Annotated in this window: 14 protein-coding genes; 6 read left to right on the top strand and 8 right to left on the bottom strand. The window is 39.1% G+C overall.

What is annotated here, in order from left to right:
• Positions 1-77: 77 nt before the first annotated feature.
• From ACQ4KW_RS04315 to ACQ4KW_RS04305, 3 genes are all read right to left on the bottom strand, one after another.
• Positions 78-851: an acyl-CoA dehydratase activase gene (locus ACQ4KW_RS04315; protein ID WP_430885306.1), complete on the bottom strand. Its 774-nt coding sequence runs from the start codon at positions 849-851 to the stop codon at positions 78-80.
• Between the two features lie 8 nt (positions 852-859).
• The gene (locus ACQ4KW_RS04310) at positions 860-2,014 is read right to left on the bottom strand and encodes a double-cubane-cluster-containing anaerobic reductase (RefSeq protein WP_430885305.1); all 1,155 of its coding nucleotides are present in this window, start codon (positions 2,012-2,014) and stop codon (positions 860-862) included.
• Positions 2,015-2,232: 218 nt separating this feature from the next.
• Positions 2,233-3,714, bottom strand: a complete 1,482-nt coding sequence (locus tag ACQ4KW_RS04305; RefSeq protein ID WP_430885304.1) for a sensor domain-containing diguanylate cyclase — start codon at positions 3,712-3,714, stop codon at positions 2,233-2,235.
• A 387-nt stretch (positions 3,715-4,101) separates the two neighbouring features.
• Between ACQ4KW_RS04305 and ACQ4KW_RS04300 the strand changes: the two genes are divergently transcribed.
• Positions 4,102-4,521 (top strand): hemerythrin domain-containing protein, encoded by a 420-nt coding sequence (locus ACQ4KW_RS04300; protein ID WP_430885303.1) that lies wholly within the window; start codon positions 4,102-4,104, stop codon positions 4,519-4,521.
• Between the two features lie 257 nt (positions 4,522-4,778).
• Here the strand turns inward: ACQ4KW_RS04300 and ACQ4KW_RS04295 are convergent, their stop codons facing one another.
• On the bottom strand, positions 4,779-6,044 hold the full coding sequence (locus ACQ4KW_RS04295) for an NAD(P)-dependent oxidoreductase (RefSeq protein ID WP_430885302.1): 1,266 nt from the start codon (positions 6,042-6,044) through the stop codon (positions 4,779-4,781).
• Positions 6,045-6,508: 464 nt separating this feature from the next.
• Here ACQ4KW_RS04295 and thrC point away from each other — a divergent pair, with 464 nt between their 5' ends.
• Complete coding sequence (gene thrC / locus ACQ4KW_RS04290; RefSeq protein ID WP_430885301.1) at positions 6,509-7,996, top strand: threonine synthase; 1,488 nt, start codon at positions 6,509-6,511, stop codon at positions 7,994-7,996.
• 94 nt (positions 7,997-8,090) lie between these two features.
• A complete protein-coding gene (locus ACQ4KW_RS04285; RefSeq protein WP_430885300.1) occupies positions 8,091-8,495 on the top strand; it encodes a DUF6326 family protein in 405 nt (134 codons plus the stop codon).
• Positions 8,496-8,564: 69 nt separating this feature from the next.
• Here ACQ4KW_RS04285 and rocF read toward each other — a convergent pair whose 3' ends face one another.
• From rocF to ACQ4KW_RS04270, 3 genes are all read right to left on the bottom strand, one after another.
• A complete protein-coding gene (gene rocF / locus ACQ4KW_RS04280) occupies positions 8,565-9,476 on the bottom strand; it encodes an arginase (RefSeq protein ID WP_430885299.1) in 912 nt (303 codons plus the stop codon).
• Between the two features lie 300 nt (positions 9,477-9,776).
• Positions 9,777-11,432: a putative bifunctional diguanylate cyclase/phosphodiesterase gene (locus ACQ4KW_RS04275; RefSeq protein WP_430885298.1), complete on the bottom strand. Its 1,656-nt coding sequence runs from the start codon at positions 11,430-11,432 to the stop codon at positions 9,777-9,779.
• 162 nt (positions 11,433-11,594) lie between these two features.
• Positions 11,595-12,080, bottom strand: a complete 486-nt coding sequence (locus ACQ4KW_RS04270) for a prolyl-tRNA synthetase associated domain-containing protein (protein ID WP_430885297.1) — start codon at positions 12,078-12,080, stop codon at positions 11,595-11,597.
• 138 nt (positions 12,081-12,218) lie between these two features.
• On the opposite strand from ACQ4KW_RS04270, the gene ACQ4KW_RS04265 reads away from it, so the two are divergent.
• The gene (locus ACQ4KW_RS04265) at positions 12,219-12,395 is read left to right on the top strand and encodes a hypothetical protein (protein ID WP_430885296.1); all 177 of its coding nucleotides are present in this window, start codon (positions 12,219-12,221) and stop codon (positions 12,393-12,395) included.
• A 155-nt stretch (positions 12,396-12,550) separates the two neighbouring features.
• On the opposite strand, the gene chrA is transcribed toward ACQ4KW_RS04265, so the two are convergent.
• A complete protein-coding gene (gene chrA / locus ACQ4KW_RS04260) occupies positions 12,551-13,744 on the bottom strand; it encodes a chromate efflux transporter (RefSeq protein WP_430885295.1) in 1,194 nt (397 codons plus the stop codon).
• 486 nt (positions 13,745-14,230) lie between these two features.
• Here chrA and ACQ4KW_RS04255 point away from each other — a divergent pair, with 486 nt between their 5' ends.
• Complete coding sequence (locus tag ACQ4KW_RS04255; protein ID WP_430885294.1) at positions 14,231-14,521, top strand: hypothetical protein; 291 nt, start codon at positions 14,231-14,233, stop codon at positions 14,519-14,521.
• Positions 14,518-16,755, top strand: a complete 2,238-nt coding sequence (locus ACQ4KW_RS04250; protein WP_430885293.1) for a diguanylate cyclase — start codon at positions 14,518-14,520, stop codon at positions 16,753-16,755. Before ACQ4KW_RS04255 ends, ACQ4KW_RS04250 begins: the two co-directional genes overlap by 4 nt.
• Positions 16,756-16,972 lie beyond the last annotated feature (217 nt).

Below are 16,972 nucleotides of genomic sequence, written 5' to 3'. Positions count from 1 at the left end.
GTGGCGAACAAAACGTCCTCTTTACGGTTAAGCGGTTTATATTTTATAGTGCTTTATATTTTATAACGCTTTATATTTTATAGTGCTTTAATTTTTTGCATGCCTATGCTTGCCGCTCCAATAGCACCTGTTAACTGGGCGTCTTCATGGGTAACAACTTCCAGGCCTAAGCACTTTTCAAGGTCATTTCGTATAACTTTGAACTGGGCCAAGCCCCCACTAAAAAACACCTTGCCTTCAATCGGCAGTCGCTTTGAGAAAGTTGAGGTTCTTTCACAAATAGAGGCTATAACACCTCTGGCAATGCTTTCTCCTGGAATATCTTGCGCCAGAAGACTTATCACTTCACTTTCTGCAAAGACAGTGCACATACTGCTTATTTTAGTTGGTTCTGATGCCTGAACATAGTCATCCAAATCAAATAAGTCTTGGTGTAACAAACGCATAATGACTTCAACAAATCGTCCTGTGCCCGCTGCACATTTGTCATTCATTAAAAAATCACGGACATTTTTGTCCCGGTCAAGGCAAATCACCTTGCTGTCTTGGCCTCCAATGTCAATTACAGTAGCAACATCTTTATGCAAAACGGCTGCGCCCCTGCCGTGACACGTGATTTCTGTCACTTTCTTATCTGCTTCTTCCAGCAAGTCACGTCCATAACCTGTGGTAACTGTGTAGGCGTCGTGACCCAATGCCCTTGCACTTTCATAAAGTTTTTCATGTACGGTTTTTATGGTTCTTTTCGGATTGGCCCCTGTTGGCCATATGACCTTGTCGAGAACTCTGTCTCCATCAAAGAGAACACCTTTAGTTGTCGACGATCCTGAATCAATTCCAATACTTAACATGGGTACGCCTATAACATTTCAATAAATGCTGCCATACGTGTGTTTAGCTGACCAATATCAGATGTTGAATAATCTGTTTCCACACTGATATAAGGCTTTCCTTTATTATCATTCACAAAGCGCTTAACATTCATAGTTTCTACAGCATAGGTATGACAGGCTTGTAGTATAACATCTACAACCGCATCCACTTGGTACTCATCAATTGTTCTGTCGAGAAGTTTAAATCTGTTTTCATTTGGCGACATACATGAACATCCAATTTTTAGATATTTCTCTGCCAGAGCTTCGTAAACATCAGGATTGGATTCATCCACATTATCTTCAACAGCTTTGGCACCCATGCAGTTTTCATAGAAGACCACAGTTGCACCATTTTCTTCGATGGCTTTTACAACTTTTTCTGTCACGCCACCGATAGGACATCCTGTGATGAGGATTCTCGGTTTTTGCTCCAGTTTCTTGCCAGCTTCGTATTCCTTCATAACTTTATCAGTCAGAGCCGAAACCTCTTTAATTGTTTCTTCTCTATCAAACTTAAAAGTGCTGCCATATAGAACCTTCAGAAGGTCACCACCACTAATGGCTGGCGGGTTTAGCTTTCCAAGAGAATAGAAGTCTTTCAGTGTTTGTCTTTCTCTATTTTTAAGGTTAATGGCCTTTTTAATATCTTCTTCTGTAATTGTCGTTTCAAACTGTGTCTCAAGCGATTCTTTTAAGCGGATAATTTCAGCCTTCCACATGTCATGGGCTTCTTTTGTTGTTGGATTATTAGGCAGTTGCATAACATGTACTGGTTTATACTCTCCCATAAGCTCAAACATTTTCTTCTTGCCATCACATGTTGTTTCCCCAACCACTAGGTCACTAAAGTAGAAGTAAGGACATTTATCTGTTTTCCCAAATCCATAGCTGGATTTAATAAGCGGACAAAGATTACGTGGTAGGTCTTTTTCAGCATCGCCTACTGTTTCATCAGACGTCGCACAAAGTGAAACCGTTGCCGCGCCCATAGCAAGTGGTAATTCCTGAGGCATAAATGTACAGAAAGTCCCCACCATAGGCTTGTTTTGTTCCTTAAAAGCCTTTGCTGCAATAAATCCATTTCTTCTTGCTTCAGAAAATTCTTCGAAAATTTCAGGTAACTCTTTTTTTAATTCCATAATAGCCTCCCATCAAGTCTTTAAACGTTCTTGCTTATCTAAATATGTCATACTAACCCGGGACCATCCAATCGAATATTTCACTAGTTGACTCTCAAGTATTCAAGGAATTTATAAATGCGATATTCGTACATTGAAAAACAGGGCATTTACTTAGCCCTGTTTGTATTCTTTTTATTCAGTTTGCTTTTATTTTGTTCTGACCCAAAGAACGAACTTTACTTCTCCTTATTTTTTGGGGCCTCTTTGAAGATCTTCTTGTGTCTATACATGGCGTTATCAGCTCTGTCTACAAGATCTGTAACAGTGTCATCCTCCTTAGTCCACTGGGAAAACCCCCAACTCATTGACCAGCTTTGCCCCAACTCTGCTCGACCAACCTCTTCAAATCTTCGTTCTATACGACCCATTATTTCCTGTAGTTTGCTTATGGTGCAATCAGGTAGGACAATCATGAACTCATCCCCTCCCATTCGACCGATCACATCTGTCTTTCTGACACTTTTCATCATGGCCTTAGCTGCCGATTTTATCATGAGATCGCCCATTTCATGACCGTATGTGTCATTCACAAATTTTAGATTGTTCAGATCAATGTAGACAAGGGAAAGGTTTCCGTTTTGCCTGCTTATTAGGTCAATATTATACTGAAGGAGTTCATTGGCATAGCGTCTGTTAAAGAGTCCTGTTAAAGCGTCTACACGGGCCTGATTTTCTAGGGTTAATTTGTAATATTTGTTCTTAATCTGGTAGTCCCCCAGCGTCCACCCCAGTAATATAAAGAGGGGAACGAGAATAACATTGCCTATTTGAAGGCCTAAAATAAGATGTTTCAGTTCTTCTTTAATTTCTTTTTGTTGTATGGAAATCAATATAAACCATGACCTTAAACTTGAAGGGTTTACCTGCGTTTTAATGGGCTGCATTTCCTTGTAATAGACCCATCCGCGTTCACTTTCATACTTACCTGTCCCGCTGGTTTTCATGCGGTCCCATACCAGTGGATGATCCTTAAAAAAACCACGACCCTCTTGGCCTTGAATATCAAATCCGAACGTAACAGAATTACTGAAGCCTTTTAAATAGTATCCCTCTTGATTTAAAAGAATCACGTCATCATTGCTGTGTGCATGTTCACTTTCCATCATTTTAAAGATAGCGTCACCTTTATAATTTAGTACGACAAGCCCTAACCGATCTCCGTCTCTGTCTACAGGCACTGCCATTCTTAGAACAGGCTTATGTGGAATTTCGACTTCCCCTTTTTCAGTGTTCAAATCAAGTCGGCTCATATAGATTTGTCCCTGATTTGCTTTCATACCTTCTTTAAAATAGTACCTGTCCCCTTTGTTTTGTAAGTTTTCTTTTTCAACGATGCTCGTCTTGCCCGAATCATCTACATTGATTCGTACGATTTCTTGTCCTTTATTATTCAAAAGACGAAATTGGTCTATACCCCTATTGTGCTGGCAAATGGTTTGCATAACTGATGCCGTATTCTCAAGTGCCTCTACATGACCATAAAGGGCTTTTTCGGTTTCTGGAAATTGACTTAAATAAATGGCATATTCCGAAACGCCTTCTATTGTTCGATTCATGTCTTCTTCAAGCTTAAAAATGAGTCCATAGTGTGATTCATCAATTTCATTGTAAATATCATCTCGAACTGTGATATATATGAGGGATGAAATTAAAAGCATAAAAAAACATAGGAGAAGAGCATAAGTCAATCCCCTTAATTTGGCCTTTTTCTCTTGTATGTCTATTTTGTCAATATTGCTTTTATCCATTTCATCACCCGCTTGGTGAAAACTTCTTCACATTATTTTTTATAGGTTTATAATACTGTCTCTATTTTTATACCCTTTGACTTTTAAGACTAACCTAAGCGTTTGTTGCCTAGCACTTGCAAAATTTAAAGCTTGTTTTTTATATTTTGCAAGTCGCTCATTTGAAAGCATTTTTTATATTTACAAGCTTTTTTTATAATCGTAACTTGAGTTACCGCTCAGTACATATAAAAACCTTATACTTTCTTCATAGACAAAAAGTGATTGACTCAATCATTTATTGAGAGGAGAAACTATATGACAACCCTACAAAATTTAGAAAGACAACATAAGGATATTTACGAAACCATCCACGAAGCCATGACTTTAATCGAGCAGGGAAACTTAGAAGACAACGGTTTGGTTATAGCTAGACATATAAGTGCCCTGGCCGGTAAACTAAAAATACACTTAAACAGTGAGGATAAATATCTTTACCCTAGCCTTCTTAAAAAGGGCAACGATCCATTAAAGAAAAAAACGGAACGTTACATGGACGAGATGGGCAACTTACGTGAAACCTACATGCAGTTTAAAGACCAGTATAATACAAAGTCTAAAATTCTTTTGGATCAGGATACATTTAAGGCAGCATCCAGCCAGGTCTTTGATGCAGTCCTTAAGCGTATGCATAAAGAAGATACTGATTTATATGAAGAAGCCAAGTCATTTTTGTAGAATACTTTTATTCTGAAATCAGTTCTATTTGTTTTATCAGTTCTATATATAAGAAAAAGATTCGCAGGTCCACCCTTTTGAAACAAAGGCCCTTTTGAAAGGTTTTTTCATACACAGCCTTTTATTTTAGAACGTGAACATGCGAATCTTATTTTTGATTATTAAATATTTATATAGGCTACCAGGAGGGTTCTTGAATGATATTTTGCAAGTCGCTCACCTATTAATTGCTGTGAAATGAACGTGAGTTTCTGGGCTTATTCGCAAGTCTCTGCGCTTGAATCCAAATAGCTCTCAATGGCATTTGCCACACGTTTTGAAAACATGACCGCTTCTACAACCGTCTTGGCGCCGGTTACAACATCCCCTGATGCAAATACACCTTGGCGACTTGTCCGACCGCAATTGTCTGTAGAGACAAGGCCTGTTTTTCCAATTTCAATGCCTTTAGAATGGGCTATGATGTTTGTTTTCGGTCCCTGGCTGACAGCTATAATAATTGTATCTGCCTCAAAGAGTTCAAGTGTCCCCTCGCGCCCATCTTGCCCATCAAGGGTTATAAGCTTTTCTTGCCCGTCCTCTGTGACTTTTTTTGTTTCATAGTATTTTATACCATCATCATTAATTTCAACTGGACTTTTGAAAAACTCAAACTTTACACCATCTAATTTGGCGTACTTTATTTCATGCTGACTGGCTGGCATATCTTCTTCAGCCCGCCTATACATGATCGAAACTTCCTTTGCACCGCGTCTGACAGCAGTTCGTGCCACATCCATAGCAACATTGCCTGCCCCGATCACACAAACTTTTTTTCCAATTTGGAAACTTGAAGGGTTCTTCAAATAGTCTATAGCATAGTGAACATGCCCTAGGCTTTCTCCTTTAATGCGCATTGGCTTTGGATTCCAAACCCCTGTGCCTATAAAAATGGCTCTGTAGCCATCTCTAAATAAGTCATCAATTGTAATAACTGGTCCCACTAAGGTGTTGGGTCTAATTTTAACCCCCATATTGACCAGTTGGTCTTTTAATCTGTCGAGAATGTCTTTTGGTAGACGAAAGGCTGGAATCCCATATTGCAAGACACCGCCAATTTTATCTCTTAATTCAAATATTGTAATGTCATATCCTTTTTGTGCCAGTACGAAAGCTAAAGTAATGCCTGCAGGTCCCGATCCAATTATAGCAATTTTTTTCTCAGGATCTCTTTGAGGCTGTAGATCCATTTTGTTGAGGTAGTAGTCAGAAATATAATGTTCAATGGTACTCCAGTGGATAGCATTGCCCTTGCGACCAAGAACACAGCTTCCTTCACAGAACTTTTCATGCGGACACACCAGTGAACAGACAATAGACAGTGGGTTATTGTCAAAGAGTAGTTTTCCTGCATCGGAAATTTGACCACTTAATAACATCTCCACCGCATCATTGACAGGTGTTCCAACGGGACACCCCTTTTTACACAGGGCATTCTTACACTGTAAACATCTTTTCGCTTCTTCGATTATATGTTGTGCCATAAGACGACTCCATTCCTTACTCTATTTTAAATCTAATCTTCAACCTATTTTATGTGCTCCAGCGCTCATTTATTGTGTATACAATAAGCGCTATTGACTACATAGTTTAACATGTTTCTCACGTCTTGAAAATAGTTTTCAAAAAGCTTACAAGCCTTATTTTCTAACGTTTTCGACAGATTTGAATGTTAGTTTTTTATCAAAGATTATCCATTATCTTTTCCTTCTTTTTTGTCCTTTTTTGCGAGCAATGTCCAATATAATGTCCGAGTGATTCATCAAAAGAACACTTTTGTACTTTTCTTAATAAAACACAAGCACTTTACACAAAAAGGTTGAAATTTGAATAAAATTCTATAGTATATATGTAACGGTTAAATTGTTTCATAACGTTCATATTTAACCCCTTTAGTTACGAATACTGCACTTGTGAGAGAGGGCTTTATTTTATATTAGGAGGCACTATGTCAACACTTCACTTTAAATCAACCCGTTCAAGCGATGAAAGCCTAACGTTCGCCCAAGCTGTTGTAAAGGGCATAGCATCAGGCGGTGGTCTCTTTGTACCCACAGAGATACCAAAGCTCGATTTCTTAGATGGTCAGCTCAAGGACCTGTCCTATCAAGCCCTTGCAAAGGTTATTTTAAGTCAGTTTGCAACTGATTTTACATCTGAGGAGCTTGATAAGTGTATACTCTCAGCCTATGATGATAAATTCAGGCATTCTCAAATTGCACCGGTTCATACCTGTGACAAGGCCAGTTTCATTGAACTATACCATGGAAAAACTCTGGCTTTTAAAGATATGGCCCTGTCTATACTGCCGCACTTCATGACGACCAGCGCCAAGAAACTCGGTACAAAGGAAGACATTATTATTCTAGCAGCCACTTCTGGGGACACAGGAAAGGCTGCCCTTGAAGGTTTTGCCAACGTGGACGGCATAGATATTGTTGTCTTCTACCCAACAGATGGCGTCAGTGATGTTCAGAAAAGACAAATGATCACACAAGAGGGACAAAACACCCATGTCTTTGGAATCAATGGCAACTTTGATGATGCCCAAAATGGGGTTAAAAAAATCTTTACCGATGAAGCCTATAAGTCTCTTTTAAAAGAAAAAGGCTATATTCTATCATCTGCCAATTCCATTAACATAGGTCGCCTGGTCCCACAAATCGTCTACTATGTTCATGCCTACTACCAGCTGGTTAAAACAGGGACAATCGCCCTAGGTGATGAAATAAATGTGGTCGTACCAACAGGCAACTTCGGCAATATACTTGCAGCCTATTACGCTAAAAACATGGGGCTGCCTGTGAAAAAATTTATCTGTGCATCAAACACCAATAATGTCCTCGCGGATTTCTTTAACACTGGGGTTTATGACTTAAACAGACCATTTATCCCTACGGTTTCTCCCTCTATGGATATATTGATTTCCAGCAATCTTGAGAGATTTTTATATGCCTTAAGCGGAAATGATGACTCTGTCATTGCTTCATTAATGCACGACTTAAAAACAAAGGGACACTATGCCATCAATGAAACAATGAAAGAAAATATGGCTGATTTCTATGGCGGCTATGCAGATGACACAGCCACAGTATGTGCTATTTCTAAACTTTACAAAAACCACGGTTATACTGTAGACACCCACACAGCTGTGGCATACCAGGTCTACACGGACTATGTCAACAAAACGGGAGACATGACACAAACACTTATCGCTTCAACAGCGAGCCCTTTCAAGTTCCCACGTAGCGTGCTTGAGGGTCTTGGTCAAGATGTGGATGCCTTTTCTGACTTTGAATTGGTTGAATTGCTTTCTAAGAAAGCCGGCTTAGATATTCCTGCACCTATTAAGGATATTGACAAGCGTCCCGTGCTCCATAATGACATATGCGATAAATCCCAGCTTGATAGCGTTGTTCTGGATCTTTTAAAATAAAAGTCTTGTCATTTTGTTTTTCTCAGGGAATTCTAATCCTCTTTCTGTATCCTGATTATAATAAATCTTTTAACAAGGGATAAGGGAGAAAAAAATGAGTCAAAGACAGTTTTTTGAAAAGATTGACACACGAATATTGATTTCAACATTGTGGATTGTAATTATGTTCAATATGGCTTTTGCAGATATATTGTCCTTCATGATACCGGGAAGTCTTCAAGCAGCAATTTCCGGCACTGTTGATGGTGTCAATATCACTGGAGAGCTTATGCTAATCGCTGCATTAATTCTGGAAATTCCCATTGCTATGATTTTATTATCTAGAACGCTCAAGTGGAAGATGAATCGTAATTTGAATATTGCTGCAGCGCTTATAACAATAGCTTTTGTTGTAGGGGGTGGGTCACTTGCCCTTCACTATATTTTTCTTGGAGGCATTGAAGTCATTTGTCTGCTGCTTATTATCCGAATCGCATGGACTTGGAAGGAATACTCATAAAAAAAGGGCTGAACCAATAAAGACATTACTTTATTGGTTCAGCCCTAAATTATGCGCACTATTCAGTTCTTAAATGAGCCACTCACCCATGAGGGACCCAATGAGTTCCACCGTAAGCTTAGCTGTTTGATTTTTAATATCAATAATCGGATTCACTTCTACAAATTCCGCGCTTACAACTTTATTTGTTTCTGCGATCATTTCAAGAGCCAAGTGGCTTTCGCGGTATGTTAGGCCACCAGGCACTCGAGTGCCTGTTCCAATTGCATGTGTTGGATCAAGACTGTCCACATCGAAGCTGACATGGATGCCGTCTGTGCCTTCAGATGCAATGGCAATGGCACGATTCATAACTTCTGTCATGCCCATTCTGTCCACTTCATGCATTGTAAATACTGTTATTCCAAATGCCTTCAGCATTTTTCTTTCACCGGCATCCAGGTCACGACAACCAATGAATACGATGTTTTCAGACTTGATCTTTTTATCGTCCCCACCTATTTCTGTAAGGGATTCATGACCATGACCCAGGCTAACAGCGACAGGCATGCCATGAATATTTCCCGATGGTGATGTCTCTGCCGTGTTTATGTCTCCATGAGCATCAAACCAAATCACGCCAAGGTTTTTCTTATGCTGTAAAACACCTGCAATTGTTCCAATAGCAATACTATGGTCGCCCCCTAAAACAAGCGGGAAACGTCCCTGTGACATTTCGCTGTCGACTCTTTCGCAAAGGAGCTTGTTCACACGAGACACTTCACCTAGGTTTTTTAAGTGTGTGCCTTCTGTGATAGCGCTTTCTGGCTTGTTTGCAACGATGTCGCCTGTGTCATTCACATCGTAGCCAATGTTTTCGAGTCTTTCAATAATGCCTGCATATCTAAGTGCAGCTGGACCAAGACTTACCCCCGCAGTGCCTGCGCCTAAATCCATTGAAACACCAATTACAGATAACTTGTCATTCAAAGATGGTTTCATAATATCTCCCCCCGGAACTAAATTCCATTTAATGTTAAATTATGCATAATCGAATGTATAATGCATATACATTGATATTACTGGCTCACAGCATAATTGTCTAGCTTTTTTTGATTTATTTCTAAATTCAATCAATTAAATTTCGTAAAAATCAAAAAAATTCGCAAGTTATACTTTTCACAACTCTATGTGCAAGTTTAACTTGTCCTAAGACAAGAAAAACCACTGAGAATTATATACCCAGTGGTTCCTTTATTGATCTATTTTTTACGTGTTGCCCTGTCTCGTTAAATAGAGGTACTAGCCCACTAAGTTCCCCAGAATAGAAATATCCACAGGTCTTGATTTCAAATATCCCTGGCCGCAGTCGCAAGACATACTCTTGAGTATATCCTCTTGCCCCCTAGTTTCAATACCTTCTGCTATAACAATCAGCCCAAGGTTTCTAGACAAGTCAACAATGTGTTTGACAATAGCCTCATCTCTTTTGTTTGATTCTATATCGTCAATATAACTCTTATCAATTTTTAGCGTATCAAAGGGCAGCTTACTCAAGTAATTTAATGAGGAGAACTCGGTGCCGAAGTCATCAAGGGCAATTTTCACCCCTTCCTTCTTGTAGGCTTCCATTATATTTCTACACTTGTCTAGGTTCTCAATCACTGAATACTCAGTGATTTCCAGTTCAATCATAGACAGGTGTATGCTTGCCTCTTTCATTTCTCTCATGAAATATTTATAGAAATGATCTGAGTGAAAGGAACGTGATGACACATTCATGGAAAGCCGTTTTCCCATAAATATATTTGGTGATGATTTAAGGTGACGAATCAGTTCGCGGAGCACCCATTTGTCCAGATCAAGGATTTGTCCCGTCTTCTCAGCCCTTTCAATAACATGACCAATATTCTTTTCCCCAAGTTCATTGTTCGGCCACCTAAGGAGGACCTCATAAGACACAATCTGCCCACTTTTCAAACTGTATATAGGCTGAAAGTTTAGGTCAAATAAATCCTGATCCATGGATTTTCTAATGGCTTCATCCAACTGAATATTGTAGAACTGCTTTTTCTCAAAGTTTTCGCTATAGGATTTCACCGTATTAATGCCATTTTCTCTTGCATGCAAAAGGGACACATTTAATTTTTTATAAACACTATCCACATCTTCGCCCTTGTTCACACGAACAACACCAATACAAGCCGACGGGGTATACACAAGCCCATTCACGCACTGGATACGGCTTAGGGCTTCCTTAATTAAAAAAATACTTTCCTCTTCGTAATGTTTATAGTCAGGGGGCAATAAGATAATAAATTCGCTTCCTGAACTTCTATAAACATGGCTATACCCTATAGTACTAGAAAGTGCCTGCCCTACAATTTTAAGCAGGGCATCCCCGTAATTGTGCCCATGATAATTGTTGAGTTTTTTAAAATCATCAATTCCCACGATTAACACATTAAAACTTTCATGTATTTGAAGATAGGCCTCCAAATCCATTTCGTATTTGACCCTGTTTTGCAGTTCCGTTAAGTGGTCTTTGGTAGCCAATTCAAGGAGCTCCACTTCCCGCTTTTTTAGTTTTTCTGTTAAATCATTCAGCGCATTCACTTTGCTATTGAGCTCTTGATCTGCGGCTGTTAACTCCTCGGAGTATGCCACCAATTCTTCATTCTGAATACTCAAGGACTTATTCAGGGAAAAAATTCTAGAGTTGTCCATTCGAATAAGGAAATATAAAGCCCCACCTGTAAGCGTTACATAAAGGGCACCTTTGAAGGTTTGAACCCATTCATAGACAGCTCTATCATGAATGGCCATAGACAGCAGTCTATCTGATAAGTAAATCCAAAGAAATCCAAAAAGAATATGAAAACCCACTGGGCGCCACGGATTGTTTCCTTGTTTATTTTTAATAAGTTCTTGTCTTAGAGATTTCACTCTATCATCCATGTCTTTCACCCCATCAAGTATCCGTTGCAGTGTGAAGATACCCTTCATCCAATCGGTATATATGGTAATACATTGACGATAAAATTAAAAGGTGAAATTAAAATTTTTAACAGTTCCACTTAAAAATATCACTATATCACCATTATTCTATTCATCTGCTCTTTATGGATACTGTAAGGGAAACATTTCATGATTGACCCTTTTCATATAGTCCGTAAAAGCCTGAGTCTCCACGCCCACAGTGAGGGTGTTGATGTTGGGATGAAAGTTCAAACGGTCATAATTGAGCAAGTCCCTATCAATATATACATCAATTTCATTTTCAGAGTCTTCAAGAACGATGAATGGGGACACAGACCCCGAAAAAGTATCAAATCTTTCGAGGGTTTCTTCTTTGGCGAACTTCAGTCCCTTAATACCGATTTTTTGACCTAAGGCTTTAAAATCCATTCTTTTTTGAGACTCCAGTATAATTAAAAAGAAACTCGTCCTTTTCTTATTCGTGACAAGCATATTTTTACAGTGTCCACCTGGCATTTTTTCATCGTAAGCCTTGGCTTCTTCCACTGTATATAAAGGCGGATGTTCATGTAATAAATAATCCACTTGAGATGATTTGAGCTGACTCAGTATAGTCTCTGGTTTCATTTTAATCTCCTAACCTTTTTTAATCCACATCATCCACTTACTTTTTCTTAAGGATACTGAACTTTTTCCCCGAGTTCAAGTTTACAAATGATTACAAATCCTTCTTTCAGGGTAAATGACTGTCATGGAGGTGGTGAAATGTATAATTGTGTTGATTGCGGACGAGAACATTCTTCCTTCACAAGAAGCGATGGAGAATCATTATGTGCATCCTGTGCCAACAAGAATTATGTGGCCTGTGTCAAGTGCGGTCGCTTTGTTGATCCCGATAATATACATAAAAACAACAAGTGCGCCATGTGCACAGATTCTTGACGTACCTTGTTCCCAGCAGTGGTATCTATAATACAAAAAACCCGAGTGGTGGCCAGTTCAATTAATACCTGACCACCACTCGGGCTTTGTTTTTCATAATCTAATTGTTATCTCTTCAGTTTATATGGTCTTGTGGTTTTTCCTCTAAAATCCCATTAAATCATTATCCCAAAACCTATGGCTAGTATAACAATCAGGGGTGCTGGAATTTTTTTTGTCATGAGTAAGACAACAGTCATCAGTGTTACGAGCAAATTGTCAAAATGTAGGCCACTTCTTTGCATGAGCACGACTGCGGAAGTGGTTATGAGTCCACCAGCAACAGCATTTATGCCAAGAAGTGAAATTTTAACAGCTTTTATTTCTTTGAGCTTCTCCCATACTGGATAGACAAAAAATATGAGAAGAAGGCCAGGAAGAAAAATTCCTATGCCACTCGCCAGTGCGCCTAAAATCTGGATTCCCGTCCCGCTGCCTCTAGCTGCCATGCCCCCAGCATAAGCACTGAAGCTAAACATGGGGCCTGGTAAACCTTGAACAAGTCCATACCCTGTTAGAAACTCCTGGTTGGTCATATAAGCTTTTAATCCAACCAATTCAGTATGCATGACTGGAATGACAACCTGTCCCCCTCCAAAGACCAGGTATCCATATCTATAGAAGCTTTCAAACAAATCCACTATTCGGTTGTCAGAAACATATGCCAGTCCTAAACTCATAAGGGCGAAAAAAACAAAGGTCATAAAGTATATCCAAGGTGGACTCAGCTTAACATGATTCCATATGTTTTTTTCTTTTGAAAAGAGGATGCTGACAAGCCCACCCAAAAGTAAAACCAGAGGAAATATCCAAGGTGCTCTAATAAAGTAGGTTGTTAACCCGCCGAACACGAGAAGGGCCACTGTCATTTTTCCCTTTATAACCTTCTTTCCAATCCTGTACGCCGCAACAATAATAAAGCCAACAGCCATTGGTCCCACGTATCTAAGAACATCTTGAGAAATGTTCATTTCTTTAAGGATCTGGTATAGAAAAGACAACCCTGTCATCATGCAAAGAACCGGAAGGGCCCAAACGAGCATGGTCAAAAATGCCAAGCCCGGTCCACCTGTTTTATAGCCAATGGAAACAATGGTTTGAGTGCTTGTCGGTCCTGGTAAAACACTGTTAAGCGCTATGAGTTCCACCATCTCCTCTTCAGTCAGATAGGCTTTTTTTGTCACCATCTGATCTGTAAAAACGCCATAATGGGCAGCAGGGCCACCATATGCCCCCAAGGAGCATAGCAGAACATCTTTTAAAAAGGCTGTCCATTTCACATTGCTTGTGTGTTTTATATTTTCTTTCATGAGCATCTCCTTTTTCTTATATGCCAGTTATACCCTCTTAACGACACAATAGACTTGAAAATGAATTTGTATTATCATAATTCGTTATCGGTTTTCGTTATCATTATATATCACGGTCTTGTTTTAATCAAGTCTTAGCACCCTATAAATCTTTGACTATTCTATATAGACAATCAAAATCTTTATGTTGGAGCTTTCCAGATTTTCTATAGGTAAGACACGGAATTAGATATTTCTGGTATAATAGTAGAAAAATATAATTATATCGAAATGTTCATATTTATCCTTGTGAGCGCCTTTCATAGAATTGTACAGAGGTCCAAGCCTTTTTACATTCCACCACTCCTACTTTCTACATGCCTGTTTTGGGACCCAGGGGATGGTGATTTTGTAAACAGACAAGCGCTTGATATGTTAATAACCTCGTTTTGTTAACATATGGATAATAGGTTGTATGTGTTTCGATAAAAATGAGGGGGATTCATTTTGGACGTTAAAAAGGTAAGCTATGATGACATCAGCAGCACCCTTAGAACAGGGGCTCTTATCTTGCTTAGTGGGCAACTTTTTTCAAGCGAACTTACACAACTTCTTCAAGCATCAAAATGGTCACATGTTTCCATGGTCATCCACCCAAAAGATATTGGAATAGACTATCCGCGACCTTTGCTTTGGGAATCAAACACACTGCGAAATCTTAAAGATGTTGCCTTGGACAAATCCAAGGTCGGACCCATGCTGCATAATGGACCTTTTTTTGAGGTTACAAAGCCATGAAAAAAATAATCCTATTATGTCTGTGTTTTCTGTCTTTATTCCTAACAGCCTGTACAGATGTCCAATTTAAAAGTGCCTATTACGGCACCATAAATTTAAATGAAGCCTCTTTTTCCACGACTGATATACACAAACTCCGTGGAGAGTGGAAGATTGTCTGGAATGAATTTGTCGATCCAAATATTGATTTTTGTGCCCGAGAAAACTACAAGGACTTAGTCACTGTGCCTCAGACTTGGACCCACAAAAACATCGGACAAAAATACATTGGATCTCAGGGATATGGCACCCTCATGCTGGATATTCTAACACCTGTGGATGTTGACGAACTGACCATTGAAACCACATATATATCATCAGCTTTTAAGATCTATGCCAATGGTGAACTTATCGCAGAAAATGGTGTGCCCGGTAAAACAAAAGAGACCACGCGCGCCCAGTGGAAACCCGTAGTTGGGTCATTCAAGCCAAGTGGAGACACCACTCGGTTAATCATCCATTTCTCCAATTTTAACCATAGACGATTTGTTATAAAGGACTTCTATATAGGGCTTCCACAGGCTATTAACAGACATGTTTCTGGTCGTATTGCATTTGACTTAATAGCTGCAGGCGGTATATTCATTATGGCTCTTTATCATTTAATGATTTACCACCTCCATAAACGCGACAAGGCGGCACTTTACTTTAGTCTCTTATGCCTAGCCTTTTCCGTTCGCTCTCTCATGGTTGGCAATCGCTATATTTACGATATTTTTCCTAATCTTGAGTGGGAAATTTTTATGAAAGTCGCCTATATTGCTTTTTATAGTGTTGGACTTTTTGTGATTTTATTCGTAAGTCACACATTCAGAAAATTTCATAAAAGTCGCTTAGATAAATTCATTGTTCTTTCTACAGTCACCGCCGTTATAACGACCCTAATTTTTCCTGCTGCGGTCTTTGACATGCTCCTCGTGCCTTTTGAACTTGTTATAGGCCTTGGCATTCTATATCTCTGCTACATTATTATAAGCGCCTTTAAATACAGGGAATCAGGCGCCCTAGTCATGATGCTTGGCACCAGTCTTCTTATTTTTTCAGCAGTCAATGATATGCTATATGAAGCCGGTTATATTGGTACGACTTCACTCACCCCATTTGCCCTGATTGTCTTGATACTTTGCCAATCCTTTACCCTGGCAAAACGATTTACTTTTGCCTATAACCAGGCTGAAGATCTTCTTAAAGAAAATACAGAAATGAATCATAAATTGACACAGCACAATGAGTTACTAGAAGATTTGATCAGTCAAAGAACCCATGAACTTCATGACATGAATGAAGAACTGGAAACATCCAATGAGGAGCTTATTGAGCTTGTTGAGGCTATCAACAGGAGTGAATCCCATTTTAGAAGTTTATTTGAGAACATCCCCATTGGCGTTTTTCGTTTCGGCAGTAAAAGCGGCTTTCGTATGGTTAATCCAAAACTTGCCAATATATTGGGCTTTGAATCAGCTCATATGCTGCATAAGGCCCTAAAAGACCGCACATATAAAATGATTGACGATCCGGTTCAATGGGCTAAATTCAAAGCCACTTTAAGCGGGTCTATATCGCCTCAGGATATGCGTGAAATGGAAATGGTCAAATTGGACGGAAAAAAAGTTGTGACTGAAATAACCTTTAGGATCATTGATACAATTGATGGGGAAACCTTCACTGAAGGGACAATCAACGATATCACCAAGAGTATAGAACTTAAGAAAAGACTGGAAAAACTCGCAACAACAGATAGTTTAACTGACTTATGGAACAGGCGGGCATTCACTGAAAAAATGGCCAACCTCAAAGGCCCTGTCCACTTAGCCCTTATTGATATTGACGATTTTAAGTCTATCAATGACACTTACGGTCATGATACTGGCGATCAAGTTCTAAGGGAAACCGCAGCTATTTTAAAACGTGTCTGCCCTGATGACAAGTTCATCGCAAGAGTTGGTGGAGAGGAATTTGCAATTATTTTTGATGACAAGAATAGAAAAAACATTCTTGAATGTCTTGAAGACCTCCGTGAAACCATAGAGCAAACTCGACTGATACACTTGTCTAATAAGGTTCAGTTTACAATTAGTATTGGATTAAGTGATTTTGATGACATAAACTTGTTTAAACAGGCTGATAGAATGTTATATCAAGCCAAGTCAAAAGGCAAAAACCAGATTCAGATCTTTTCAGAATCTATAGGATAGCTTGGATTTGATTGACTGACCACATAAGAAAGTCCTAGTCGTCCCTTTTTCAAAAAAGGGACGACTAGGACTTATTATATTTGAAAACCTTATTATATTGAGCGACTTGCAAAATATCATTCAAGCACCTCTGCTATACCATATATAGAAATTTAAGAATCAAAAATCTATATATGGTATAGCAAGGGTATAGATCTGTAATTTTGCAAGCACCTGA

Origin of the sequence: Tianxiuia mixotrophica, from assembly GCF_050596425.1 — a bacterium.
Classification (GTDB): Bacteria; Bacillota; Clostridia; order Peptostreptococcales; family Acidaminobacteraceae.
The sequence above is the reverse complement of the archived record's forward strand: the minus strand, read 5'-3'. Positions and strand labels throughout refer to the sequence as shown.